The 23,457-nt window shown below is 72.1% G+C and carries 20 protein-coding genes; 8 read left to right on the top strand and 12 right to left on the bottom strand.

Translation table 11 applies throughout. From position 1 onward, the window contains the following. The first annotated feature begins 9 nt into the window (after positions 1-9). Genes tal through pgl form a run of 3 tightly spaced genes read left to right on the top strand, consistent with a single transcriptional unit; the run spans position 10 to position 3,496 of the window. Positions 10-1,113 carry a transaldolase gene (gene tal, locus IG63_RS0110045; RefSeq protein WP_030484239.1) on the top strand — a complete coding sequence of 368 codons (1,104 nt, stop codon included), beginning with the start codon at positions 10-12 and terminating at the stop codon, positions 1,111-1,113. Continuing rightward, entirely contained in the window at positions 1,110-2,777 is a 1,668-nt protein-coding gene (gene pgi, locus IG63_RS0110040) for a glucose-6-phosphate isomerase (protein WP_030484238.1), read from the top strand. Before tal ends, pgi begins: the two co-directional genes overlap by 4 nt. After that, complete coding sequence (gene pgl / locus IG63_RS0110035) at positions 2,774-3,496, top strand: 6-phosphogluconolactonase (RefSeq protein WP_030484237.1); 723 nt, start codon at positions 2,774-2,776, stop codon at positions 3,494-3,496. Before pgi ends, pgl begins: the two co-directional genes overlap by 4 nt. A gap of 109 nt (positions 3,497-3,605) precedes the next feature. Here the strand turns inward: pgl and IG63_RS0110030 are convergent, their stop codons facing one another. From IG63_RS0110030 to uvrC, 10 genes are all read right to left on the bottom strand, one after another. Continuing rightward, complete coding sequence (locus IG63_RS0110030) at positions 3,606-4,532, bottom strand: PDDEXK family nuclease (protein ID WP_051706524.1); 927 nt, start codon at positions 4,530-4,532, stop codon at positions 3,606-3,608. 165 nt (positions 4,533-4,697) lie between these two features. Continuing rightward, positions 4,698-5,057 (bottom strand): RNA polymerase-binding protein RbpA, encoded by a 360-nt coding sequence (locus tag IG63_RS0110025; RefSeq protein WP_030484235.1) that lies wholly within the window; start codon positions 5,055-5,057, stop codon positions 4,698-4,700. A gap of 44 nt (positions 5,058-5,101) precedes the next feature. Then, the gene (gene secG / locus IG63_RS0110020) at positions 5,102-5,338 is read right to left on the bottom strand and encodes a preprotein translocase subunit SecG (protein WP_030484234.1); all 237 of its coding nucleotides are present in this window, start codon (positions 5,336-5,338) and stop codon (positions 5,102-5,104) included. Positions 5,339-5,372: 34 nt separating this feature from the next. Beyond that, on the bottom strand, positions 5,373-6,143 hold the full coding sequence (gene tpiA, locus IG63_RS0110015; protein WP_030484233.1) for a triose-phosphate isomerase: 771 nt from the start codon (positions 6,141-6,143) through the stop codon (positions 5,373-5,375). A 35-nt stretch (positions 6,144-6,178) separates the two neighbouring features. Beyond that, positions 6,179-7,369 (bottom strand): phosphoglycerate kinase, encoded by a 1,191-nt coding sequence (locus IG63_RS0110010; protein ID WP_030484232.1) that lies wholly within the window; start codon positions 7,367-7,369, stop codon positions 6,179-6,181. Further along, entirely contained in the window at positions 7,369-8,364 is a 996-nt protein-coding gene (gene gap, locus IG63_RS0110005; protein WP_030484231.1) for a type I glyceraldehyde-3-phosphate dehydrogenase, read from the bottom strand. Before gap ends, IG63_RS0110010 begins: the two co-directional genes overlap by 1 nt. A 112-nt stretch (positions 8,365-8,476) precedes the next feature. Continuing rightward, entirely contained in the window at positions 8,477-9,463 is a 987-nt protein-coding gene (gene whiA / locus IG63_RS0110000) for a DNA-binding protein WhiA (RefSeq protein ID WP_030484230.1), read from the bottom strand. 42 nt (positions 9,464-9,505) lie between these two features. Next, on the bottom strand, positions 9,506-10,459 hold the full coding sequence (locus IG63_RS0109995) for a gluconeogenesis factor YvcK family protein (protein WP_030484229.1): 954 nt from the start codon (positions 10,457-10,459) through the stop codon (positions 9,506-9,508). 2 nt (positions 10,460-10,461) lie between these two features. Continuing rightward, positions 10,462-11,364, bottom strand: coding sequence for an RNase adapter RapZ (gene rapZ / locus IG63_RS0109990; RefSeq protein WP_030484228.1), 903 nt, complete (start codon positions 11,362-11,364; stop codon positions 10,462-10,464). Further along, a complete protein-coding gene (uvrC, locus tag IG63_RS0109985) occupies positions 11,364-13,337 on the bottom strand; it encodes an excinuclease ABC subunit UvrC (RefSeq protein ID WP_030484227.1) in 1,974 nt (657 codons plus the stop codon). Before uvrC ends, rapZ begins: the two co-directional genes overlap by 1 nt. Positions 13,338-13,485: 148 nt before the next feature. Between uvrC and IG63_RS0109980 the strand changes: the two genes are divergently transcribed. Genes IG63_RS0109980 through IG63_RS0109965 form a run of 4 tightly spaced genes read left to right on the top strand, consistent with a single transcriptional unit; the run spans position 13,486 to position 16,808 of the window. Continuing rightward, the gene (locus IG63_RS0109980) at positions 13,486-14,529 is read left to right on the top strand and encodes a substrate-binding domain-containing protein (protein ID WP_211249277.1); all 1,044 of its coding nucleotides are present in this window, start codon (positions 13,486-13,488) and stop codon (positions 14,527-14,529) included. Positions 14,530-14,542: 13 nt separating this feature from the next. Next, complete coding sequence (locus IG63_RS0109975; protein WP_030484225.1) at positions 14,543-15,565, top strand: ABC transporter permease; 1,023 nt, start codon at positions 14,543-14,545, stop codon at positions 15,563-15,565. Beyond that, positions 15,562-16,386: an ATP-binding cassette domain-containing protein gene (locus IG63_RS0109970; protein WP_051706522.1), complete on the top strand. Its 825-nt coding sequence runs from the start codon at positions 15,562-15,564 to the stop codon at positions 16,384-16,386. Before IG63_RS0109975 ends, IG63_RS0109970 begins: the two co-directional genes overlap by 4 nt. Beyond that, on the top strand, positions 16,383-16,808 hold the full coding sequence (locus IG63_RS0109965) for a universal stress protein (protein WP_030484223.1): 426 nt from the start codon (positions 16,383-16,385) through the stop codon (positions 16,806-16,808). Before IG63_RS0109970 ends, IG63_RS0109965 begins: the two co-directional genes overlap by 4 nt. A gap of 19 nt (positions 16,809-16,827) precedes the next feature. On the opposite strand, the gene IG63_RS0109960 is transcribed toward IG63_RS0109965, so the two are convergent. Next, complete coding sequence (locus IG63_RS0109960) at positions 16,828-17,349, bottom strand: Rieske (2Fe-2S) protein (protein WP_051706520.1); 522 nt, start codon at positions 17,347-17,349, stop codon at positions 16,828-16,830. A 240-nt stretch (positions 17,350-17,589) separates the two neighbouring features. Here IG63_RS0109960 and IG63_RS0109955 point away from each other — a divergent pair, with 240 nt between their 5' ends. After that, the gene (locus tag IG63_RS0109955; RefSeq protein ID WP_036195016.1) at positions 17,590-20,271 is read left to right on the top strand and encodes a M14 family zinc carboxypeptidase; all 2,682 of its coding nucleotides are present in this window, start codon (positions 17,590-17,592) and stop codon (positions 20,269-20,271) included. Between the two features lie 73 nt (positions 20,272-20,344). Here IG63_RS0109955 and uvrA read toward each other — a convergent pair whose 3' ends face one another. Continuing rightward, positions 20,345-23,275 carry an excinuclease ABC subunit UvrA gene (gene uvrA / locus IG63_RS0109950; RefSeq protein WP_036195013.1) on the bottom strand — a complete coding sequence of 977 codons (2,931 nt, stop codon included), beginning with the start codon at positions 23,273-23,275 and terminating at the stop codon, positions 20,345-20,347. Between the last annotated feature and the right edge of the window lie 182 nt (positions 23,276-23,457).

The following is a 23,457-nucleotide window of genomic DNA, read 5'->3' as shown; positions in this document are numbered from 1 at the left end:
AACCCCCCCATGACCGACCGCCTCAAGGACCTCAGCGACGCCGGCGTCTCCATCTGGCTCGACGACCTGTCGCGCGAGCGCATCGAGACCGGCAACCTGCAGTCGCTCGTCGACGACGACCACGTGGTGGGCGTCACCACCAACCCCTCGATCTTCGCCACCGCGCTCGCCGACGGCGAGCGCTACGACGAGCAGGTGCGCGCGCTCGCGGCCGAGGGCGCCGACGTCGACAAGACCGTCTTCGCGCTCACCACGACCGACGTCCGCAACGCCTGCGACGTGCTCAAGCCGGTGTACGACGCCACCAACGGCGTCGACGGCCGTGTCTCGATCGAGGTGTCGCCGCTGATGGCGCACGACGCCGACGCGACCTTCGCCTCCGCCCAGGAGCTGTGGGCCGAGGTCGGGCGCGACAACCTCTTCATCAAGATCCCCGCGACCACCGAGGGCGGCGAGGCCATCAGCCAGACGCTCGGGCAGGGGATCAGCGTCAACGTCACGCTCATCTTCGGCCTCGACCGCTACCGCGAGGTCATGGAGGCCTACGTCCTCGGGCTCGAGAAGGCCCAGGCCAACGGCCACGACCTGGCCGGGATCCAGTCCGTCGCCTCCTTCTTCGTCTCGCGCGTCGACAGCGAGATCGACAACCGGCTGGAGAAGTCGGGCGCCGACACCGCGCTGAAGGGCAAGGCCGCCGTGGCCAACGCCCGACTGGCCTTCAAGGCCTACGAGGAGTTCTTCACCGGCGAGCGCTGGGAGGCGCTCGAGGCCGCCGGGGCGCGCAAGCAGCGACCCCTGTGGGCCTCCACCGGGGTCAAGAACCCCGACTACTCCGACACCCTCTACGTGACCGACCTCGTGGTCGAGAACACCGTCAACACGATGCCGGAGAAGACGCTGCAGGCGGTCAAGGACCACGGCGTGGTCACCGGCGACCAGGTCCGCCCCCACTACGCCGACGCGCAGCAGGTCATGGACGACCTCGCCGCGGCCGGCATCGACTACGACGACGTCATCGCCACCCTGGAGCGGGAGGGCGTGGAGAAGTTCGAGGACGCCTGGAACGACCTGCTCGGGACGGTGCAGGCCAACCTCGAGGCCGCCCGCTCGTGAGCGAGCCGCTCGCGAGCGGGCCGGTCGACCCCACGTCGACGGCGGCGTGGCAGCGGCTGCAGGCGCTCGCCGACGGGTTCGCCCCCGACCTGCGCGGCTGGTTCGCGCAGGACGACGCGCGCGTCGAGCGACTGACCTTCGCGGCGGCCGACCTACACGTCGACCTGTCCAAGGCACTGCTGGTCGACGACGTGCTGGCCGCGCTGCTCGACCTGGCGGGCGAGGTGGGGGTCACCGAGCGTCGTGACGCCATGCTCGCGGGCGAGCGGATCAACGTCACCGAGGGCCGCTCGGTGCTCCACACCGCGCTGCGCCTCCCCCGCGAGGCCTCGCTCGTGGTCGACGGGCACGACGTCGTCCCCGACGTCCACGAGGTGCTCGACCGGGTCTACGCCTTCGCCACGTCCGTGCGCGACGGCTCGTGGACCGGCGTGACGGGGCAGCGCATCCGCACGGTCGTCAACATCGGGATCGGCGGCTCCGACCTCGGTCCGGTGATGGCCTACGAGGCGCTCGCGGCCTACCGGCACGACTCGATCGAGTGCCGCTTCATCAGCAACATCGACCCGACCGACGCCGCGACCACGCTCCAGGGGCTCGACCCGGCGACGACGCTCTTCATCGTCTCGAGCAAGACCTTCGGGACGCTGGAGACCCTCACCAACGCCCGGCTCTGCAAGCAGTGGCTGCTCGACGGCCTGCCGGACGCCGACGCGACCGAGGCCGTGGCCCGCCACTTCGTCGCGGTCTCCACCGCGCTCGACAAGGTGGCCGACTTCGGGATCGATCCCGACAACGCCTTCGGCTTCTGGGACTGGGTGGGTGGGCGCTACTCCCTCGACTCCGCGATCGGCACCTCGCTGGTCGTGGCCGTCGGACCGGAGCGCTTCGCGGAGATGCTCGCCGGCTTCCACGCCATGGACGAGCACTTCCGCACGGCGCCGCCCGAGCGCAACGTGCCGCTCCTGCTGGGGCTCCTCAACGTCTGGTACACCAACTTCCTCGGTGCGGAGAGCCACGCCGTGCTGCCCTACTCGCAGCTGCTGCACCGCTTCCCGGCGTACCTGCAGCAGCTGACCATGGAGTCCAACGGCAAGGGGGTGCGGTGGGACGGCTCGCCCGTGACCACCGAGACCGGCGAGATCTTCTGGGGCGAGCCCGGCACCAACGGTCAGCACGCCTTCTACCAGCTGATCCACCAGGGCACCCGGCTCGTCCCGGCCGACTTCCTCGCCTTCGCCGAGCCGGCGTACGCGCTGCGCGACGGCGACCAGGACGTGCACGAGCTCTTCCTGGCCAACTTCTTCGCCCAGACGCGGGCGCTGGCCTTCGGCAAGACGGCCGAGGAGGTGCGCGCCGAGGGCACCGACGAGGCCGTGGTGCCCGCCCGCGTCTTCCCGGGCAACCGGCCGACGACCTCGATCATGGCGCCCGCGCTGACCCCCGGCGTCCTGGGCCAGCTGGTCGCGCTCTACGAGCACCTCACCTTCGTCGAGGGCGTGGTGTGGGGCATCGACAGCTTCGACCAGTGGGGCGTCGAGCTCGGCAAGCAGCTCGCCCAGCAGGTCGGGCCCGCCCTCGACGGCGACGCCGACGCGCTCGCCGCCCAGGACGCCTCGACCCGCGCCCTGATCGCCTACTACCAGGAGCACCGCCGCCGATGACGCCCCAGGTCCGGACCTACCCCGACGCCCCCGGCCTCGCCTCCGCCGTCGCCGAGGCCTTCGTGGCCCGGTTGGCCGAGATCCAGGCCGAGGGCCGCATCCCCGAGGTGGCCCTCACCGGCGGCACCATCGCCGAGGAGATCCACCGGCTCGTGCCGACCATCGACAGCGCGGCCGTCGACTGGTCCTCGGTGCGCTTCTGGTGGGGCGACGAGCGCTACGTGCCGGCCGACTCCTCCGACCGCAACGACCTGGCCGCCGGCCGCGACTTCCTCGACAAGGTCGGCGTCGACGCGCTGCGCGTGCACCACATGCCGGCCAGCGACGAGGCCTACCCCGACGTCGACACCGCCGCGGCGGCGTACGCCCAGCTGGTGCGCGAGCACGGCGACGGACTCTTCGACCTCGTGATGCTGGGCCTCGGCCCCGACGGCCACGTCGCCTCGCTCTTCCCGGGCCACCGGCAGCTCGCCAGCGACGACATCGCCGTCGGCGTGACCGGCTCCCCCAAGCCGCCGCCCGAGCGGATCACGCTCACCTTCCCCTGCCTCAACCGCACCCGCGAGGTGTGGTTCCTGGTCAGCGGCGAGGGCAAGGCCGACGCCGTGCGCCGCGCGCTCGCCGAGACCGGCACGGTCGAGGAGACCCCCGCCCGCGGCATCACCGGCGGCACCCACACCTGGTGGCTCGACTCCCCCGCCGCCTCCCAGCTCCCCTGACCCCCCACACGTCACTCCCTGACCGCCGAGACGTCACTCCCTGACCGCCGAGACGTCACTGCCTGACCGTCGAGACGTCACTGCCTGACCGTCGAGGCGTGCCGGTCGCTCAGGCGGTACGCCGCAGCCCGTGCCGTGCGCGCGACCGCTCCCAGCCCGCCTGCAGCACGTCGACCGGGTGGGGCGACAGGTCGTAGACGTGTCGCTGGGTGAAGGGGTCGACCTCCCACCCGCGGCCGTCGAGCCAGCGGCGGCGGCGCTCGTCGTACGCCACGTCCGCGCTCGCGGTGTGGTGCTGACGCCCGTCGTACTCGGCGCCGTACCGCATCGCCTCGTTACCGAGGTCGAGCCGGTAGACCCCGTGACCGTCGTCGTCGAGGACCCACAGCTGCGGCTCCGGAGGGGCGGTGAGGGCGTCGTACCAGTGCAGGCGGAGCGCGGACTCCGGCATCGACTCGGCGCGAGGGTCACCGAGCGGGACCAGCATCCGCGCCTGCCTGACCCAGCGGAAGCCGCGGAAGCGACCCAGCTCGTCCAGCATCTCCTCGCGAGGTACGCCGAGCGCCAGGTACTGGTCGATGGCGCCCAGCGCGTCGTAGCGCCACATCAGCCTGGCGAGGTCGAGGCACGTGCGCAGCGGCGTCGTCACCGGTACGCCGCCGATCTCGGTCACGTCGCGCGGCAGCAGGGCACGGGTGCCCGAGTCGACGGCGTCGCGCCGCATCCGCGTGCCGCCGACGACGTACACCTCGACGGGCGGCGCCTCGAAGACGGAGCTGCGCCGGAACAGGTCGAGGCCGTGCAGCCAGGCCGCCGTCCGGTCGACGACGACTCCGCCGGGCGGCAGCACGAGCGAGACGGCGCGGATCCGCAGCGCCAGGTCGAGCGGGAGCGAGGCGTCGGCGTACACCCCGACGAGCAGGCGATGGAGCCGACGCTCCCCCACCAGGGCGTGGAGGTCGCGGCCACCGAGGCCGAGGTCGGCGGCCATGGCGGTGGTGAAGGGACCCGGGGGCAGCAGGCTGAGATCGCGCACGACCCCGAGGCTGCCCCAGGAGCAGCAGCGTGACGGAGTTGTCCACAGGCCTGTCAGGCAGTGACCTCTCGGTGGTCAGCCAGTGACCTCTCGGCGGTCAGCCAGTGACCCCTCGGCGGTCAGCCAGTGACCTCTCGGCGGTCAGCGAGTGACCTCTCGGCGGGGTCAGAAGATGAGGTCGCCGGACTTGCGGCGCTGGCGCAGGGTGGAGAGGGCCTCGTCGAGGATGTCCTGGGCCTCGGCGTCGGAGCGGCGCTCCTTCACGTAGGCCAGGTGGGTCTTGTAGGGCTCGTTCTTGGGCACCGGGGGCGGGTTGTCGGCGTCCATGCTGGCGGGCATGCCGCAGCGCGGGCAGTCCCAGGACTCCGGCACCACGGCCTCGACCGCGAAGGCGATCAGGGTGCGGTGACCGCTGGAGCAGAAGTAGTCGATGCTCTGCCGCGGGGCGGCCTCGCCGCGCTCCGCCTCGCCCATCGGGCCCGAGCCGATCCGGCTGCCCCGGATCGCGTTGCCTGCGCCTGCCACGGTGGACTCCTAGGGTGCTCGGTCGGTGTCGTGCTGAGTGAGTGTCAGGCCGTCGTCTGCAGCAGCAGGCCGAGTCCGACGACGCAGGCGAACCAGACCAGCCCGATCCCCACCGTGATGCGGTCGAGGTTGCGCTCGGCCACCGAGGATCCACCCAGTCCGCTCGACATCCCGCCGCCGAACATGTCGGACATGCCGCCGCCACGCCCCTTGTGCAGCAGCACCAGGAGGATCAGCAGCATGCTCGAGATGACGAGCAAGACCTCGAAGAAGATAACCACGGCGCAGAGCCTAACTGATGGTCGACCCGCCGGATCAGAGCACGGGCATGTCGTAGAAGCGGCAGATCCCGCCGAACTCGTCGACCTGCAGGCTGGCCCCACCCACGAGGCAGCCGTCGACGTCGGGCTGCTGCATGATGCCGCCGACGTTGGCGGCCTTGACCGAGCCGCCGTAGAGCACGCGGACGGCGTCGGCCGCGGCGTCGCCGTGCGTCTCGCGCACCCAGGCACGGATGGCGGCGCACACCTCCTGCGCGTCGTCGGGCGTGGCCACCTCGCCGGTGCCGATGGCCCAGACGGGCTCGTAGGCGATCACCAGCCCGCCCACCTGCTCGGCGGTGAAGCCGGCGAGCGAGCCGGCCACCTGGGCGACCGAGTGCTCGACCTGACGGCCCTCCTGGCGCACCTCGAGGCCCTCGCCGACGCAGACCAGCGGCGTCATGCCGGCCGCGTGGGCGCGGTGGGCCTTGGCGTTGACCAGCGCGTCGTCCTCGCCGTGGTGCTCCCGGCGCTCGGAGTGGCCCACGACGACGTAGGAGCAGCCGAGCTTGGCCAGCATCGCGGCGGAGATGTCACCGGTGTGCGCCCCGCTCTCGTGCTCGGAGACGTCCTGGGCGCCGTAGCCGATCTGCAGCCGGTCGCCGTCGACCAGCGTCTGCACGCTGCGCAGGTCGGTGTAGGGCGGGCACACGACGACCTCGACCTTGCCGTAGTCGTGCTTCTTGTCCGACAGCGACCAGGCGAGCTTCTGCACCAGGACGACGGCCTCCTGGTGGTTGAGGTTCATCTTCCAGTTGCCCGCCATCAGCGGGGTGCGTCCACGGGACGGTGCAGCCACGATCAGTCCTCCAGCACGGTGAGTCCGGGCAGTTCCTTGCCCTCGAGGTACTCCAGGCTCGCCCCACCACCGGTGGAGATGTGTCCGAAGCCCGACTCCGGGACGCCGAGCTGGCGCACGGCCGCGGCCGAGTCGCCCCCGCCGACGACCGAGAGGCCGTCGACCTCGGTGAGCGCCTCGGCGACGACGCGGGTGCCCGCGGCGAAGGAGTCGAACTCGAAGACGCCCATCGGCCCGTTCCAGAAGACGGTCCGGGCGCCCCTGACGATCTCGGCGAAGGCGGTCGCGGAGTCGGGGCCGATGTCGAGGCCGATCTGGTCGGAGGGGATCTCCGCGACCGGGACGACGGTGGGCTCGGCGTCGGCCTTGAACTCCGGCGCCACGACCACGTCGGTGGGCAGCACGATCTCGACGCCGCTCTCCGCCGAGCGCTCGAGGTAGGCCCGGCAGGTGTCGACCTGATCCTTCTCGAGCAGGCTCTGCCCGACGCCGTGACCCTGCGCCGCCAGGAACGTGAAGACCATGCCGCCGCCGATGAGCAGGGTGTCGGCCTTGCCGAGCAGGTTGTCGATGACGGCGAGCTTGTCGCTGACCTTCGACCCGCCCAGCACCACGACGTACGGGCGCTCGGGGCTCTGGGTGAGGCGGCGCAGCACCTCGGTCTCGGTGCGCACCAGGCCGCCCATCGCGTGCGGCAGCCGCTGGGCGACGTCGTAGACGCTCGCCTGCTTGCGGTGCACCACGCCGAAGCCGTCGCTGACGAAGGCGTCGCCGAGCTCGGCGAGGCGGTCGGCGAAGGCCGCGCGCTCGTCGTCGTCCTTGCTCGTCTCGCCGGCGTCGAAGCGCACGTTCTCCAGCACCGCCACCTGGCCGTCCTGCAGCCCGGAGACCACCGCGCGGGCCGACTCGCCGACGGTGTCGTCGGCGAAGGCCACCTCGGTGCCGAGCAGCTCGCCCAGCCGGGCGGCGACCGGGCGCAGCGAGTACGCCGGGTCGGGCTCGCCCTTGGGACGGCCGAGGTGCGCCATCACGACGACCCGGGCCCCCGCCTCGCTGAGCTCGCGGATGGTGGGGACGCTGGCGCGGATGCGACCGTCGTCGGTGATGCGGGCACCGTCGAGCGGCACGTTGAGGTCGGATCGGACCAGCACCCGCTTGCCGGCGACGTCACCCAGGGAGGCGTACTCCGCCATCAGAGGCTGGCGCCCACGTGGGTGATGAGGTCGGCGAGCCGGTTGGAGTAGCCCCACTCGTTGTCGTACCAGCCGATGACCTTGACCTGGTTGCCGTTGACCTTGGTCAGCGGCGCGTCGAAGATGCACGACGCCGGGTCGGTCACGATGTCGGTGGAGACCAGCGGGTCGGTCGAGTAGCGCAGGAAGCGGCCGTCGGCGGCCTTCTCGATCGCCGCGTTGACCTCCTCGACCGAGGTCTCGCGACCCGCCTCGAAGGTCAGGTCGGTGGCCGAGCCGGTCGGGACCGGGACGCGCAGCGCGAAGCCGTCGAGCTTGCCCTTCAGCTCCGGCAGCACCAGGCCGATCGCCTTGGCCGCGCCGGTCGAGGTGGGCACGATGTTGAGGGCGGCGGCGCGGGCGCGACGCGGGTCCTTGTGGATGTTGTCCTGCAGGTTCTGGTCGGCGGTGTAGGCGTGGATGGTCGTCATCAGGCCCTTGACGATGCCGAACTCGTCGTTGAGCGCCTTCGCCATGGGCGCGAGGCAGTTGGTGGTGCACGAGGCGTTGGAGATCACGGTGTGCTTCGCCGCGTCGTAGTCCTGGTGGTTGACGCCCATCACCACGGTGATGTCCTCGTTGGAGGCGGGGGCCGAGATGATGACCTTCTTGGCACCACCGTCGACGTGGGCCTTGGCCTTGGTCGCGTCGGTGAAGAAGCCGGTGGACTCCACGACCACGTCGGCGCCGATGTCGCCCCACTTCAGCGCGGCGGGGTCGCGCTCGGCGAAGGCGGCGATCTCCTGGTCGCCGACGACGATCGAGGTGTCGGTGGACGACACGTCGGCGTCGAGGCGGCCGAGGATCGAGTCGAACTTGAGCAGGTGCGCCAACGAGGTGTTGTCGGTCAGGTCGTTGACCCCGACGATCTCGATGTCGGCGCCGGAGGCGCGCACAGCGCGGAAGAAGTTGCGGCCGATGCGGCCGAAGCCGTTGATGCCTACGCGGACGGTCACGGGTGGGCTCCTGGGACGGGAGGATGGCTTACCCGGCCGACCCTATCGCCGTCGCGGACCCCCGGGGAACCGCCTCCGCCCTACGCCGCGGTAACCGGGCGCAGGCGAGGGCTCAGGCCTCCTCGGCCAGCATCTCCGGCGTCAGCGACGACTCGGTGTCGGGGATGCCGAGGTCCTGCGCGCGCTTGTCGGCCATCGCGAGCAGGCGGCGGATCCGACCGGCGATCGCGTCCTTGGTGAGCACGGGGTCGCTGAGCTGCCCGAGCTCCTCCAGGGAGGCCTGCTTGTGGTCGAGCCGCAGCCGGCCGGCCTGGGAGAGGTGGTCGGGGATGTCGTCGCCGAGGATCTCCAGGGCCCGCGCCACCCTCGCGCCAGCCGCCACGGCGGCGCGCGCGGAGCGACGCAGGTTGGCGTCGTCGAAGTTGGCCAGCCGGTTGGCGGTCGCACGCACCTCGCGGCGCATGCGGCGCTCCTCCCAGCCCAGCAGCGACTCGTGGGCGCCCAGCCGCGCGAGCAGCTGGCCGATCGCGTCACCGTCGCGGATGACCACGCGGTCGACGCCACGGACCTCGCGGGCCTTGGCCGAGATGCCGAGCCGGCGCGCGGACCCGACGAGGGCGAGGGCCGCCTCGGGACCGGGGCAGGTCACCTCGAGCGAGCTGGAGCGGCCCGGCTCGGTCAGCGAGCCGTGGGCGAGGAAGGCGCCGCGCCACGCGGCCACGGCGTCGCAGCCCGCGCCGTTGACGACGGCGGGCGGCAGCCCGCGCACGGCCCGGTTGCGCTGGTCGATGAGCCCGGTCTGCCGCGCCAGCGACTCGCCGTCCTTGACCACCCGCACCAGGTAGCGCGGCCCCCGGCGGATGCCGGCGCCCTTGAGCATCACGACCTCCGGCTGGTGGCCGTAGACCTCGGCGATGTCGCGCCGGAGACGTCGTGCCGCCGCGCCCGTGTCGAGCTCGGCCTCCACCACGATGCCGCCACCGACCAGGTGCAGGGAGTCGGCGAAGCGGAGCATCGAGGAGACCTCCGCCTTGCGACAGCAGGTCTTGGTCACGCTCGTCCCGGCCAGCTCGGCCTTCACCTGCGCCGTCATCGCCATGTGACCACCGTGCTGTGCCTGCCTACCGCCATGGCCCTCACTCTAGGCGCGTGTCAACAACCGCGAGTAGGCGGCAGCCAGCTTGGCGGGATCGTGCACCCCGGGAGCGGACGACGCCACGTCGACCACGTCGACGCGTGCCCCCAGCCGCTCGGCCGAGAGGCGCAGGCGCTCCTCGTCGCGGACGGCGCTGCGGTCGGCCAGCACCGTGTGCACCCGGAGCTCGGGGGCGTGGCGGTGGAGCAGGTCGAGGTGGTCGGCGAGGTCGGAGCCGCGTGTCTCGTCGCCCTGCGGCTCGAGGTTGGTGGTCACCACCACCCGGCCCTCGGTCTGGCACAGCGCCTCGCGCAGCTCGCGGACCAGCAGGTGCGGGATGACGCTGCTGAACCACGACCCGGGGCCCAGCACCACCCAGCCCGCCTCGCGGACCGCCTGCAGCGCCTCCGGGCACGCCGCCGCGTCGTCGGGGTCGAGCCGGACCGAGACGACCTGGCCCTCGGTGGTGGCCACCTCGACCTGGCCGCGGACGACGCTGAGGCCGCCGTCGGCGTCCAGGCCGGCCACCTCGGCCACGATGTCGAGGGGGGTCAGCGCCATCGGGAGCACGCGTCCGTGCGCGCCCAGCAGGCCGGCCACCCACTCCAGGCCGTCGACGTGGTCACCCAGCAGCTCCCAGAGCGTGACGAGCAGCAGGTTGCCCATCGAGTGGCCGTCCATCTCGCCGGAGGTCTCGAAGCGGTGCTGCAGCACGCGCGCCCAGGTGCTCCCCCAGCGGTCGTCGCCGCAGAGCGCGGCGAGCGCCATCCGCAGGTCTCCCGGGGGCAGCACGCCGAACTCGTCGCGCAGCCGGCCCGACGAGCCGCCGTTGTCGGCCACCGTGACCACGGCCGTGACGTCGGGCGTCACCTGGCGCAGTGCCGCCAGCGAGGCGGCCAGCCCGTGGCCGCCACCCAGTGCCACGACCCCCGGCTCGGCGGACCAGCGAGACAGCGGCACGGCTACTCCCGCCCCAGGTCGCGGTGGACGGTGTCGGCCTCCAGCCCCACGGCTCGCAGCCGGCGGGCGATCTCCTCCGACATCGCCACGCTCCGGTGCCGGCCCCCGGTGCAGCCGATCGCCACGGTCATGAAGCGCTTGCCCTCGCGCAGGTAGCCGGTGCCGACCGTCTGCACGACCGGCACGTAGCGGGTGAGGAACTCCTCGGCCTCCTCGCGGCCCACGACGTAGGACGACACGGTGTCGTCGAGCCCCGACAGCGCCCGCAGGTCGGGCACCCAGAAGGGGTTGGGCAGGAAGCGCATGTCGGCGAGCAGGTCGGCGTCGACGGGCACGCCGTACTTGAAGCCGAAGCTGACCACCGTGATCCGCAGGCGGACCGTGTCGGGGGTGCCGAAGGAGCGCGCCACCCGCGACTTCAGCTGGTGGATGTTGAGCGGCGTGGTGTCGATGACCAGGTCGGCCTCGCTGCGCAGCGCCGCCATCACCACGCGCTCCTGGGCGATGCCCTCCAGCAGCCGGCCGCGGCCCTGCAGCGGGTGGGGACGCCGGGCGGCCTCCTGCCGGCGCACCAGCACGTCGTCGGTCGCGTCGAGGTAGAGCAGCGTGGCCCGACGCGTCTCGAAGCGCTTCGCCAGCTGCTCGCGCAGCGAGTCGAAGAAGATGCCGGCGCGGACGTCGACCACGGCGGCCACCGGCTGGTCCACGCCCTGCTTGTCGTCGATCAGGCGGACGACGTCGCCCACCAGCTCGGGCGGCAGGTTGTCGACGACGAAGTAGCCGAGGTCCTCGAGCTCCTTGGCCGCGGTGCTCCGGCCGGCGCCGGTCATGCCGGTCACGATCACCAGCTCGCCACGGCCGGCCTCGGAGGGGTCGCGTCCTGCCGGCGCAAGGTGCTCGTCCATCAGCCCTCCTCGATCTCACCCGTGGCCGTGTTGACCGACGTACGCCGCGGCGCGGCCGAGACCGCCTCGGCGATCGCGGTCGCGGTGCGCTGGCCGATGCCCGGCACCGCGGCGATGTCGTCGACCGTCGCGGCTCGGAGCTTCTTCAGCGAGCCGAAGTGCTTGATCAGCGTGCGGCGGCGTACCTCCCCGAGGCCGGGCACGTCGTCGAGGGTGCTCTCCACCATCGTCTTGGAGCGGCGCGAGCGGTGGTGGTTGATCGCGAAGCGGTGCGCCTCGTCGCGGATGCGCTGCAGCAGGTAGAGGCCCTCGCTGCTGCGGGGCAGGATGACGGGGTCCTCCTCGCCCGGCAGCCAGACCTCCTCGAGCCGCTTGGCCAGGCCGCACAGCGGCACGTCGTCGATGCCGAGCTCGTCGAGCGCCCGCTGCGCGGCGGCGACCTGGGGCGGTCCGCCGTCGACGACGACGAGGCCGGGCGTGTAGGCGAACTTGCGGGGGCGGCCGGTGTCGGGGTCGACCAGCATCGGACCGCTGTCGCCGTCGACCTCGCCCCCGGCCAGGTCGCCGTGCTCGATGCGCTCGTCGAGCAGCCGGCGGAAGCGGCGGGTGATCACCTCGTGCATGGAGGCGACGTCGTTCTGCCCGTCGACGCCACGGATCACGAAGCGGCGGTACTCGCTCTTGCGGGCCAGGCCGTCCTCGAAGACCACCATCGAGGCCACCACCTCGTGCCCCTGCAGGTTGGACACGTCGTAGCACTCGATGCGCAGCGGGGCGTCGGGGAGGTCGAGCGCCTGCTGGATCTCCTCGAGCGCCTGGTTGCGCACGGTGAGGTCGCTGGCGCGCTTGGTGCGGTGGAGCGCGAGCGACTGCTTGGCGTTCTGCGCCACCGTCTCCTGCAGCGTGCGCTTGTCGCCGCGCTGGGGGACGCGGATGCGCACCTTGCTGCCGCGGCTCTCGCTGAGCAGCTGCTCGAAGGTGTCGACGTCCTCGGGCAGGGCCGGCACCAGCACCTCGCGCGGGATCGCGTCGCCCTCCTCGCCGGCGTAGAGCTGCAGCAGGAACTCCCCCACCAGGCCGCCGGTGTCGAGGTCGGCCACCCGGTCGGCCACCCAGCCGCGCTGCCCGCGGATGCGCCCGGAGCGCACGTGGAAGATCTGCACGGCGACCTCGAGGGGGTCCTCCGCGAGCGCCACGACGTCGGCGTCGGTGCCGTCGCCGAAGACGACCGCCTGCTTCTCCAGCGCCTTGCGCAGCGCTCCCAGGTCGTCGCGCAGTCTCGCCGCGCGCTCGTAGTCCTGCGCCTCGGAGGCGGCGTACATCTCGGTCTCGAGGCGCTTGACGAAGGCGTCGGTGCGACCGCCCATGAACTCCGCGAAGTCCTCCGCGATCTCGCGGTGCTCCTCGGCGTCGACCTTGCCGACGCACGGCGCCGCGCACTTCTCGATGTAGCCCAGCAGGCACGGGCGCCCGATCTGGGCCGAGCGCTTGAAGACGCCGTTGCTGCACGAGCGCATCGGGAAGACGCGCAGCAGCAGGTCGACGGTCTCGCGGATCGCCCAGGCGTGGCTGTAGGGGCCGAAGTAGCGCACCCCCTTGCGCTTGGCGCCGCGACCGACCATGACGCGGGGGAACTCCTCGCCCATCGTGATCGCCAGCCACGGGTAGGACTTGTCGTCGCGGTACTTGACGTTGAAGCGCGGGTCGAACTCCTTGATCCAGGAGTACTCCAACTGCAGCGCCTCGACCTCGGTCTTGACCACGGTCCACTCCACCGACGCGGCGGTGGTCACCATGGTGGCGGTGCGGGGGTGCAGCGCCGAGAGGTCCTGGAAGTACGACGACAGCCGCGGGCGCAGGCTCTTGGCCTTACCGACGTAGACGACGCGGCCGTCCTTGTCGCGGAAGCGGTAGACCCCCGGACGGGTCGGGATGGATCCCGGCTCGGGTCGGTAGGTCGCCGGATCCGCCACGCCCACCAGCCTACGGCCGGGCCCCGACAGTCCCCACCGCGCACGGTCGCAGGAGGCCGGTGCTTGCGGTCCGTCCCCGACAGGAGTACGGATGGGAGCCGACTCGGGAGGTCACAGCGTGGTGGCACGACGGACGAGGCGCGGGGCGGTGACGCTGCTCGCCCTGGCGCTGGCAGCGGTGCTCGCCGGCTGCGCCGGCGACGGCGGCGACGACGAGGGCCCCGGCGTCTCGCTGATCCTCAAGACGCAGACCAACCCGTTCTTCGTGGCGATGCGCGACGCCGCTCGCGAGGAGGCGCGGGCCGGGGGCACCCGGCTCTCGGTCGCGGCCGGCACCGCCGACGGCGACACGCAGAACCAGATCAACGCGATCTACACCGCCATCGCCCGCGGCGACGAGGGCATCCTGATCACCTCCAACGGCCCCGCGGTCAACGCCGCACTCCGACTGGCCGAGGAGTACGGCCTCTACGTCATCGCCCTCGACACCCCGCTCGACCCCGTCGAGACCGCCGACCTGACCTACGCCACCGACAACTTCGCGGCCGGCCGGCTGATCGGTGAGTACGCCGCCGCCCGCCTCGACGGCGAGAAGGCCGTGATCGCGATGCTCGACCTCTACGACGACCAGGTCGTCTCCGTCGACGTCGAGCGCGATACCGGCTTCCTCGACGGCATGGGCATCGAGGTGCCCGACAAGCGCGTCTACGGCAGCGAGGAGCCCACCGGCCGGTACGCCGCCGGGCGCGGCGGCGACTACGAGATCGTCTGCCACGAGGCCACCCAGGGCGCCATCGACGGCGGTCGCCAGGCCATGGAGCAGTGCCTCTCGCGCAACCCCGAGGTCAACGTCGTCTACACGATCAACGAGCCGGCCGGCGAGGGTGCCTACGCCGCCCTGCGCGCGGAGGGTCGCGAGCGCGACGCCTTCATCGTCACGATCGACGGCAGCTGCGGCGGGCTGGAGAGCGTGCGCGAGGGCGTCTTCGCCGCCGACGCGACGCAGTACCCCGGCAAGATGGCGCAGCTCGGCGTCGAGTCCGTCGCCGAGATCGGCGCGGGCGGCGAGGCCCCCGAGCTGCCCGACGGCGAGTCCTTCGTCGACACGGGCACCAACCTCGTCACCGCCGAGCCGATCGACGGCGTCGAGAGCCAGAGCGTGGACCAGGGGCTCGAGGAGTGCTGGGGATGACGGGAGACACCGAGTGAGCGAACAGACCGCACCCGCGTCCGCCGAGGAGCTGGTGCCGAGCCGGCACTCCCCCGCGCAGCGGGTCCAGCACCTGCTGCACCGCAACCCCGCGCTGAGCCCGCTGATCGTGCTCGTCGTGGCGGTGCTCGTCTTCGGCGTGGTCTCGGAGAACTTCCTGCGGCCGCAGTCGCTCTCGCTGCTGGTGCAGCAGATGGCAGTCGTGGGCGCCCTGGCGGTGGGTCAGACCGTCATCGTCCTCACCGCCGGCATCGACCTCTCCATCGGCATGGCGATGGTGCTCTCGTCGCTGGTGATGGTGAAGCTCAACTTCGACCACGGCGTCCCCGGCCCGCTGGCGCTCCTGATCGGCATCGCCGCGGGCATCCTCACCGGCGTCGTCAACGGCGTGCTGGTGACCCGCATCAACCTGCCGCCCTTCATCGTCACGCTCGGCACCTTCTCGATCTTCACCGCGGTCGCCCTGCTGTACGCCGCCGGCCAGACCACCGCACTGCCCGACGACTCCTTCCTGCTCTGGACCGGCGAGACGATCCGCATCGGCAGCGTCGGCATCACCTGGGGCGTGCTGCTGATGCTGGTGCTGTACGCCGGCGTGGGCTTCGCGCTGCGCAACACCGCCTGGGGTCGCCACCTCTACGCCACCGGCGACGACCGCGACGCCGCCGAGCTCGCCGGCATCCGCACCAAGCGGGTGCTGCTCTCGGCGTACGTCGTCGCGGGCGTGACCGTCGGCGTGGCGGCGTGGATCCTGTGCGGCCGTGTCGGCGGCGCCGACCCCAACGCCGGGCTCAACTACAACCTAATGAGCATCACCGCCGTCGTCATCGGCGGCACCAGCCTCTTCGGCGGGCGCGGCCTGGTGATCGGCTCGCTGCTGGGGGCGCTGATCGTGCAGGTCTTCAACTCCGGCCTGGCGCTCGCGGGCGTCGACCCCAACTACCAGGTGCTCGCCACCGGCATCCTGGTGATCCTCGCGGTGGCGGTCGACCAGTGGATCCGGAGGGTCAAGGCATGAGTCAGACCGAGGCACAGGAGCGGTCACCGGCCGCCCACGACACCGGCCCGGTCCTCGAGGCCGAGGGCCTGGTGAAGCTCTTCGGCCGGGTGGTGGGGCTGCGCGGCGTCGACGTGCGGCTCTTCCCCGGCGAGGTGCTGGCCGTGATCGGCGACAACGGCGCGGGCAAGTCGACCCTGATCAAGTGCCTCTCGGGTGCCATGACGCCCGACCGCGGCACCATCCGGGTCGACGGGCGCGAGGTGCGCTTCGGCTCGACCCAGGAGGCGCGGGCGGCCGGGATCGAGACCGTCTACCAGACGCTCGCGGTCGCCCCGGCGCTCGACATCGCGAGCAACCTCTTCCTGGCACGCGAGATCCGCCGGCCCGGCTTCCTCGGCAGCGCGCTGCGGATGCTCGACAAGAAGGCGATGCGCGACCAGGCCGAGCAGCACATCAAGGACCTCGGCATCTCGACGCTGCAGAACATCAACCAGTCGGTCGAGACGCTCTCGGGGGGCCAGCGGCAGGTCGTCGCCGTTGCCCGCACCGGGGCCTTCGGCAGCAAGGTCGCTATCCTCGACGAGCCCACCGCCGCCCTCGGCGTGCGCGAGACCGGGCAGGTGCTGAGACTGGTCCAGGACCTGCGCGAGAAGGGACTCGGAGTCATCCTCATCAGCCACAACATGCCCAACGTCTTCGAGGTCGCCGACCGCATCCACGTGCAGCGGCTGGGGGGCCGCGCCGCCGTGATCAGCCCCCAGACGCACTCGATGCAGGACGCCGTCGCCATCATGACCGGCGCCGCCGAGGTGCCCGACGACGAGCAGAGCCTGCGATGAGCGCGGCTCCCGGACCGGCCGAGCTGCGCACCGTCGTCGTGGGCTACCTGCCCACCCCGGAGGGCGCCGCGGCGTACGAGACCGCGCTCGCCTGGGCCAGCGCGAGCGGCGCGAGGCTCGTGGTGGTCAACACCGGCCGGCACGGTGACAACTCCCATCCCGACTTCGCCTCACCGCAGGACCTCGACGCGATCGCCGCCGAGCTCACCGCGGCGGGGATCGAGCACGAGGTGCTCCAGCCCGTCGACGGTCGCTCGGCGGCCGAGGCCGTGCTGGGCGCCGCGACGAGCGAGCGAGCGGACCTCGCGGTGATCGGGCTGCGCCGCCGCAGCCCGGTCGGCAAGGTGATCACCGGCAGCACCGCCCAGCAGGTGCTGCTCGACGCCCCGTGCGCGGTGCTGGCGGTCAAGCGCCCCGACTGACCCGCGCCCCGGCGCCGCGTCAGCTGACGCTGATGTTGTCGCCGTCGACGGTGACGGTCATCTCGGCGAGCGCCTCCTCGGCCGGGCCCTCGACCACCGAGCCGTCCTCGATGCTGAAGATGCTGCCGTGGCAGGCGCAGTCGATGCCGCCGTCGGTGACCTCGGTGACCAGGCACCCCTGGTGCGTGCAGGTCGCCGAGAAGGCCTTGAAGTCACCCTCGGTGGGCTGGGTGACCACGACCTTCTGCTCCTCGAAGATCGCGCCACCGCCGACGGGCACGTCGCCGGTCGTGGTGAGCGCGTCCGCGGCGCCGCTGGAATCGCTGTCGGCGCTGCCGCCGGCGTCGCCCGAACCGCCCGCGCTCGACTCGGCCTCGCTCGGGCTCCCTCCCGACGAGGCCTCCTCGTCGCCGGACCCGCAGGCAGCGAGCACGGGCAGGGCGACGCCGAGGCCGAGCACCCCGCCGAAGACGGCGCGCCGTGACGAGGGGTGACGGGTGGGGACGGCGTGCAGGTCCTCGGTCGCGGTGCGGTCGTCCATGAAGGTCCTCCGGAGGGGATGTGGGCCCGCCTGGCCCGCGTGAGCACCACCGTACAAACGTCAACCAGCCCGCAGGAGGCCCGGCACCGGACTCACAAGGTCCTCACAAGGTCCTCACACGGGTCGCTCGGCCACCGGATGGCGGTCTGGTCGGGTCCTGCGCGGCGTGGCCGCTTCGTCCCACCGCGATCGTGGGCCACGGTTGGCCTACCTTCCCCTCCTGGACAGCGAGGCCCCGCAGTGCGCTCCTCCCCTCTCCTCACCGCCGCCGCCGCGTCGCTCGCGGGCGCGCTGGTCACGACGCTCGTCGGGCCGGCCGCCGCCGCACCCGCGCCCTCCCCGGACTCGCCCGACACCCGCGGCTCCTCCTCCGACGTCGCCGCGACGGAGCTCGCCGAGCTCGGCGCCCAGATGCGCGACGCCGGCATCGGCACGCTGCAGCGCAGCGTGTCGCCGGCCGTCTCGCTGCCCGCGCCGCTCGCGATGCCGACGTCGTACCCAAGCCAGCCACGGCTGCGCACCTTCCCCGACGCGACGCCCGACGACGCAGCCGACACCGGCGAGCTCATCGCCTACGACGAGATCGGCCGCACCCTGACCGACCTGATGGAGCGCAGCCGCCGGGTCTCGACCCAGGTCGTCGGTCGCACCACGGGAGGCCGCGACCTCTACCTGGTCACGGTCACCTCGCCGGAGTCGCGGGCCGAGACCGGCCGGCAGACCGCCTGGCGGGAGAAGATGCGCGAGGAGCCCGCCCGCGCCGCTCGCGACGCCAAGCTCCGCGCCGGCTACAAGACCCCGATCTGGATCAGCGCCAACATCCACGGCAACGAGTGGGAGGGCACCGACGCCGCGCTGAACTACATCGAGGACCTGGCCACCGCACCCCGCAGCGAGGTCGGCGAGCTGCTCGACGGCCACCGGCTCTACTTCAGCGTCGCCCTCAACCCCGACGGCCGCACCGTCGGCACGCGGCGCACCGGGCTCGCGCTCGACGCCAACCGCGACATGATCACCAACACCACCCCCGAGGCCACCAGCTACGTCCGGACGGCGCAGGCGATCCAGCCGATGTACGCCGCGGACCTGCACGGCTACACCGACGTGCTGCAGGTGGAGCCCTGCGGTCCGCCCCACGGCGAGAACTACGAGTACGACCTCTTCCTGCCGCACGGCTACGCCGCCGCGCTGAAGGTCGAGCAGGACGTGGTCGCGGCCGACATCCCCGGCAACACCTACTACAACGTCGCGACAGGCGACGTCGTGGAGGAGAACACCTCCGAGGACACCGCCCACATCGCCATCCCCTACCGCGACACCCCCTCGGGCTGGGACGACTACCCGCCGATCTTCACCGCGCAGTACGCCGCCTACCACGGCGCCGTCACCAGCACCGTCGAGCTCCCCCTCGCCCGTCCCAACGGCTCGAGCCAGACGCCGAGCAACGCCGTGACCAACGTGGCGGTGGCCGAGCAGACCATCACCAGCCTGGTCGAGTACGTCGCCGACAACTCCGAGGACATGCTGGCCGACCAGATCGAGGTCTTCCGCCGCGGGGAGGCGGGCGAGGCCAAGCAGGCGCTCACCGCCGACGACATCGCCGCGGTCCCCGGCCCCGACCAGTGGAAGCAGCACTGGGACGTCGCCGACGACCAGGACGCCGTCACCGTCCCGCGGGTCTACGCGATCCCGATGGGCGCCCGTCAGCGCTCGCGGAGCGACGCCAGCGCGCTGGTCCGCCAGCTGCTCTTCCACGACGTCGAGGTCAGCCGCCTGACCAGGCCGACGCGCCTCGGCACCCGCACCTACCCGACCGGCACCTACGTCGTCGACATGGCCCAGCCGCTGCGCGGCCTGGCCAACACGCTGCTCGACCTCGGGGGCGACATCTCCGAGAAGGTGCCCACGATGTACGACATCTCCGCGTGGAGCTACTCCTACCTGTGGGGGGCCACCGTCGACAAGATCGGCCGGGTCAACGCCCGCACCGTGCCCCACCTGCGTCGGGTCTCGGCCCCCACCCGCGTGGGCGGTGTGGCCCGACCGGCGCGCAACCTCACCTTCAAGCTCGCCGGCGTCGCCGACTACCGCGCCCTCAACGCCCTGCTCGACCGCGGGGTCGGGGTCCGGCTGCTGCGTGACGGCACCCCCGTGACCGGGCGTGACTCCGAGACGGTCCGGAGCATCGCGCGGGCCCACGACGTGCGGATGGTGCCGGCGTCCGCGCGACAGGTGCGCGCGCTGCGTGCCCCGACCACGAAGAAGCTCGACGACCTCCGGGTCGCCTACACCGGCACCCAGGACGACATGCTCGCGCTGCGCGAGCTGGGCTTCGACGACCTGGTGCCGGTCGACGGCACCGCGATCGACGACTCGCCGGCGGTGCTCAACGGCGTCGACGTGATCTGGCTGGGCTCCGAGCTGGAGTTCGAGGACGACCAGGTCGTCGGGCGCCGGGCGGTCGCGTCGTTCGTCCAGGGCGGCGGCGGGCTCGTCGGCAGCGGCGCGGGCGCCGCTCGCACGATGTCGAGCCTCGGTGTCGTGCAGGCCACCCCGGTCGAGGGCGAGGGCAACAGCAACGGCATCGTCCGCGTCGACGCGGTCGACAACGGCGTGCTGGGCGGCCGGCACGAGCAGCGCTCGGCCTTCGTCTACCCGGCCGTCTCCTTCGTCGACCTCGGCGCACGGGCCAGCATCCAGGAGCGGTACGCCGCCCGCGGACCGCTGCTCGCCGGCCACTGGGTCGGCACGGGCGAGGAGGGCGAGGCCTATGCCGCCGGCAAGCCGTCGGTGGTCTCCGGGACCTCGGCCTCGGGCTCGCGCGGCCTGGTCTTCGGCACCTCGGTCTTCTTCCGGACCCACCCCAAGGGCGGTCTGAGCCAGGGCGCCCGTGGCATCTTCTGGGCGGCGCCCCCCGCCTGAGGCATCGCCCAGCACGACGCCGGCCGGTCACCCGTGGGGGGTGACCGGCCGGTGGTGCGCCAGGGGTCGGGGGTCAGCCGCGCGCGGCAGCCCGCTTGCGCGGGGCAGCGCGCTTGCGGGGCTTGGCGGAGGCCCGCTCCACGCGTCCCTCCAGCAGCGGCGCCAGGAACCGGCCGGTGAAGGACTCCGGCTCGCCCGCCACCTGCTCGGGCGTGCCCTCGGCGACGACGGTGCCGCCCTTGTTGCCGCCCGCCGGCCCCATGTCGACGATCCAGTCGGCGGTCTTGATGACGTCGAGGTTGTGCTCGATCACCAGGACGGTGTTGCCCTTGTCGACCAGGCTCGAGAGCACGCCCAGGAGCTTGCGGATGTCCTCGAAGTGCAGCCCGGTGGTCGGCTCGTCGAGCACGTAGACCGTGCGGCCGGTCGAGCGCTTCTGCAGCTCGCTGGCGAGCTTGACCCGCTGGGCCTCGCCGCCCGAGAGCGTCGTGGCGGGCTGCCCCAGCCGGACGTAGCCGAGCCCGACCTCGACCAGGGTCTTCAGGTGCCGCGCGATCGACGGGATGGCGGCGAAGAAGTCGACGGCCTCCTCGATCGGCATGTCCAGCACGTCGGCGATGGTCTTGCCCTTGTAGTGCACCTCGAGCGTCTCGCGGTTGTAGCGCGCCCCGTGGCAGACCTCGCACGGCACGTAGACGTCGGGCAGGAAGTTCATCTCGATCTTGAGCGTGCCGTCGCCCGAGCAGGCCTCGCAGCGACCGCCCTTGACGTTGAAGGAGAAGCGGCCCTGCTGGTAGCCGCGCATCTTGGCCTCCTGCGTGGAGGCGAAGAGCTTGCGCACGTGGTCGAAGACGCCGGTGTAGGTGGCCGGGTTGGAGCGCGGCGTGCGGCCGATGGGCGACTGGTCGACGTGGATCACCTTGTCGACGTGCTCGACCCCGCTGATCCGCTTGTGCCGGCCGGGCACGGTGCGGGCGTTGTAGATCTGCTTGGCCAGCGAGGTGTAGAGGATGTCGTTGACCAGCGTCGACTTGCCGGAGCCGGAGACCCCGGTGACCGCGACGAAGCAGCCGAGCGGGAAGCTCACGTCGATGTCGCGCAGGTTGTTCTCCCGCGCCCCGTGCACGGTGAGCTGGCGGCCCTTGGTGCGCGGGCGGCGTACGTCGGGCACCGGGATCGACTTGCGGCCCGAGAGGTAGAGCCCGGTCTCGGAGTCGGGGTGCTCGAGCAGGTCGGCGACGCTGCCGGAGTGCACCACCTGACCGCCGTGCTCGCCGGCGCCGGGCCCGATGTCGACGACCCAGTCGGCGGTGCTGATGGTGTCCTCGTCGTGCTCGACCACGATCAGGGTGTTGCCGAGCTCCTTGAGGCGCACCAGGGTCTCGATGAGGCGCTGGTTGTCGCGCTGGTGGAGACCGATGCTGGGCTCGTCGAGCACGTAGAGCACCCCGACCAGCCCGGCCCCGATCTGGGTGGCCAGACGGATCCGCTGCGCCTCGCCGCCGGAGAGCGACCCGGAGGGACGGTCGAGGGAGAGGTAGTCGAGGCCCACGTCGAGCAGGAAGCGCAGCCGCTCCTGGATCTCCTTGAGCACCCGCTCCGCGATCTGCCGCTCGCGCGCGCTCAGCTCGAGCCGGCCGAGCCAGTCGGCGGCCTCGTTGATCGGGAGCGCGCAGACCTCGGCGATGGTCCGGCCGCCCTCGCCGAAGCCGCCACCGAGGGTGACCGCCATCGACACCGGCTTGAGCCTGCTGCCGCCGCACTCGGGGCAGGGCACCTCGCGCATGAAGCCCTCGAAGCGCTCCCGGCTGGTGTCGGTCTCGGCCTCGGCGTGCCGCCGCTCGATGTAGGGGCGCACGCCCTCGAAGGCGGTGTAGTAGGAGCGCTCACGGCCGTAGCGGTTGGTGTGGCGCACGTGGACCTTGGTGGCGTGGCCCTCCAGGATCGCCTTGCGGCCCTTGGCCGGCAGGTCCTTCCAGGGCGTGTTGAGGTCGAAGCCCAGCTCGTCGCCGAGCGCGCCCAGCAGCCGGGTGAAGTAGTCGGCGACGTGGGCGCCGGACCACGGCTGGATGACCCCCTCGCCGAGGGTGGCGTCGGGGTCGCTGACCACGAGCTCGGGGTCGACCTCCATCCGGGTGCCGAGGCCGTGGCACTCGGGACAGGCCCCGAAGGGCGAGTTGAAGGAGAAGGAGCGGGGCTCGAGGTCGTCGGTGTCGATGTCGTGCTCGTTGGGGCACGACATCTTCTCGGAGAAGCGGAGCTCCTTGTGGGGGTCCTTGGGGTCGAGGTCGACCAGGTCGAAGACCACGAGCCCGGAGGCGAGGCCGAGCGCGGTCTCCACCGAGTCGGTGAGCCGGCGCTTGCTGCTCGGCTTGACCACCAGCCGGTCGACCACCACCTCGATGGTGTGCTTGCGCTGCTTCTCCAGCGCGGGCGCGTCGGCCAGCTGCACGGTCTCGCCGTCGACCCGGGCGCGGCTGTAGCCCTGCGTCTGCAGCGTGCGGAAGAGCTCGACGTACTCGCCCTTGCGGCCGCGGATGACGGGGGCGAGCACCTGGAAGCGGGTGCCCTCCTCGAGCTGCATCACCCGGTCGACGATCTGCTGCGGGGTCTGCCGCTCGATCGGTGCGTGGCAGACAGGGCAGTGGGGGCGGCCGGCGCGCGCGAAGAGCAGCCGGAGGTAGTCGTAGACCTCGGTGATGGTGCCGACGGTGGAGCGGGGGTTCTTCGACGTCGACTTCTGGTCGATCGAGACCGCCGGGCTCAGGCCCTCGATGAAGTCGACGTCGGGCTTGTCCATCTGGCCGAGGAACTGCCGGGCGTAGGCCGAGAGCGACTCGACGTAGCGTCGCTGGCCCTCGGCGAAGATGGTGTCGAAGGCGAGGCTCGACTTGCCCGACCCCGACAGCCCCGTGAAGACGATGAGGCTGTCGCGGGGCAGGTCGACGGAGACGTCCTTGAGGTTGTGCTCCCGCGCTCCCCGGACGACCAGCTGATCAGCCACAGATGTACCCCTGCTGCGTTGTGATGTGGTGCTTCGCGAGCGGCGCCGACGAGATGGCGCTTCGAACACGTGTTCGTCACCCTAGCGGACGCCGCCAGGACGACGTACCCATCCGGCACCACCCGATCGGTGTCACCGGCAACCTACGTCGGCCCACCGACAGTCACCCGCGCGGCCCCGGC

The sequence above is a fragment of the Nocardioides aequoreus genome (genome assembly GCF_000720335.1).
In the GTDB taxonomy this organism is placed as follows: Bacteria; Actinomycetota; Actinomycetes; order Propionibacteriales; family Nocardioidaceae; genus Marmoricola; species Marmoricola aequoreus.
This window is presented reverse-complemented; position numbering and strand designations above follow the sequence as displayed.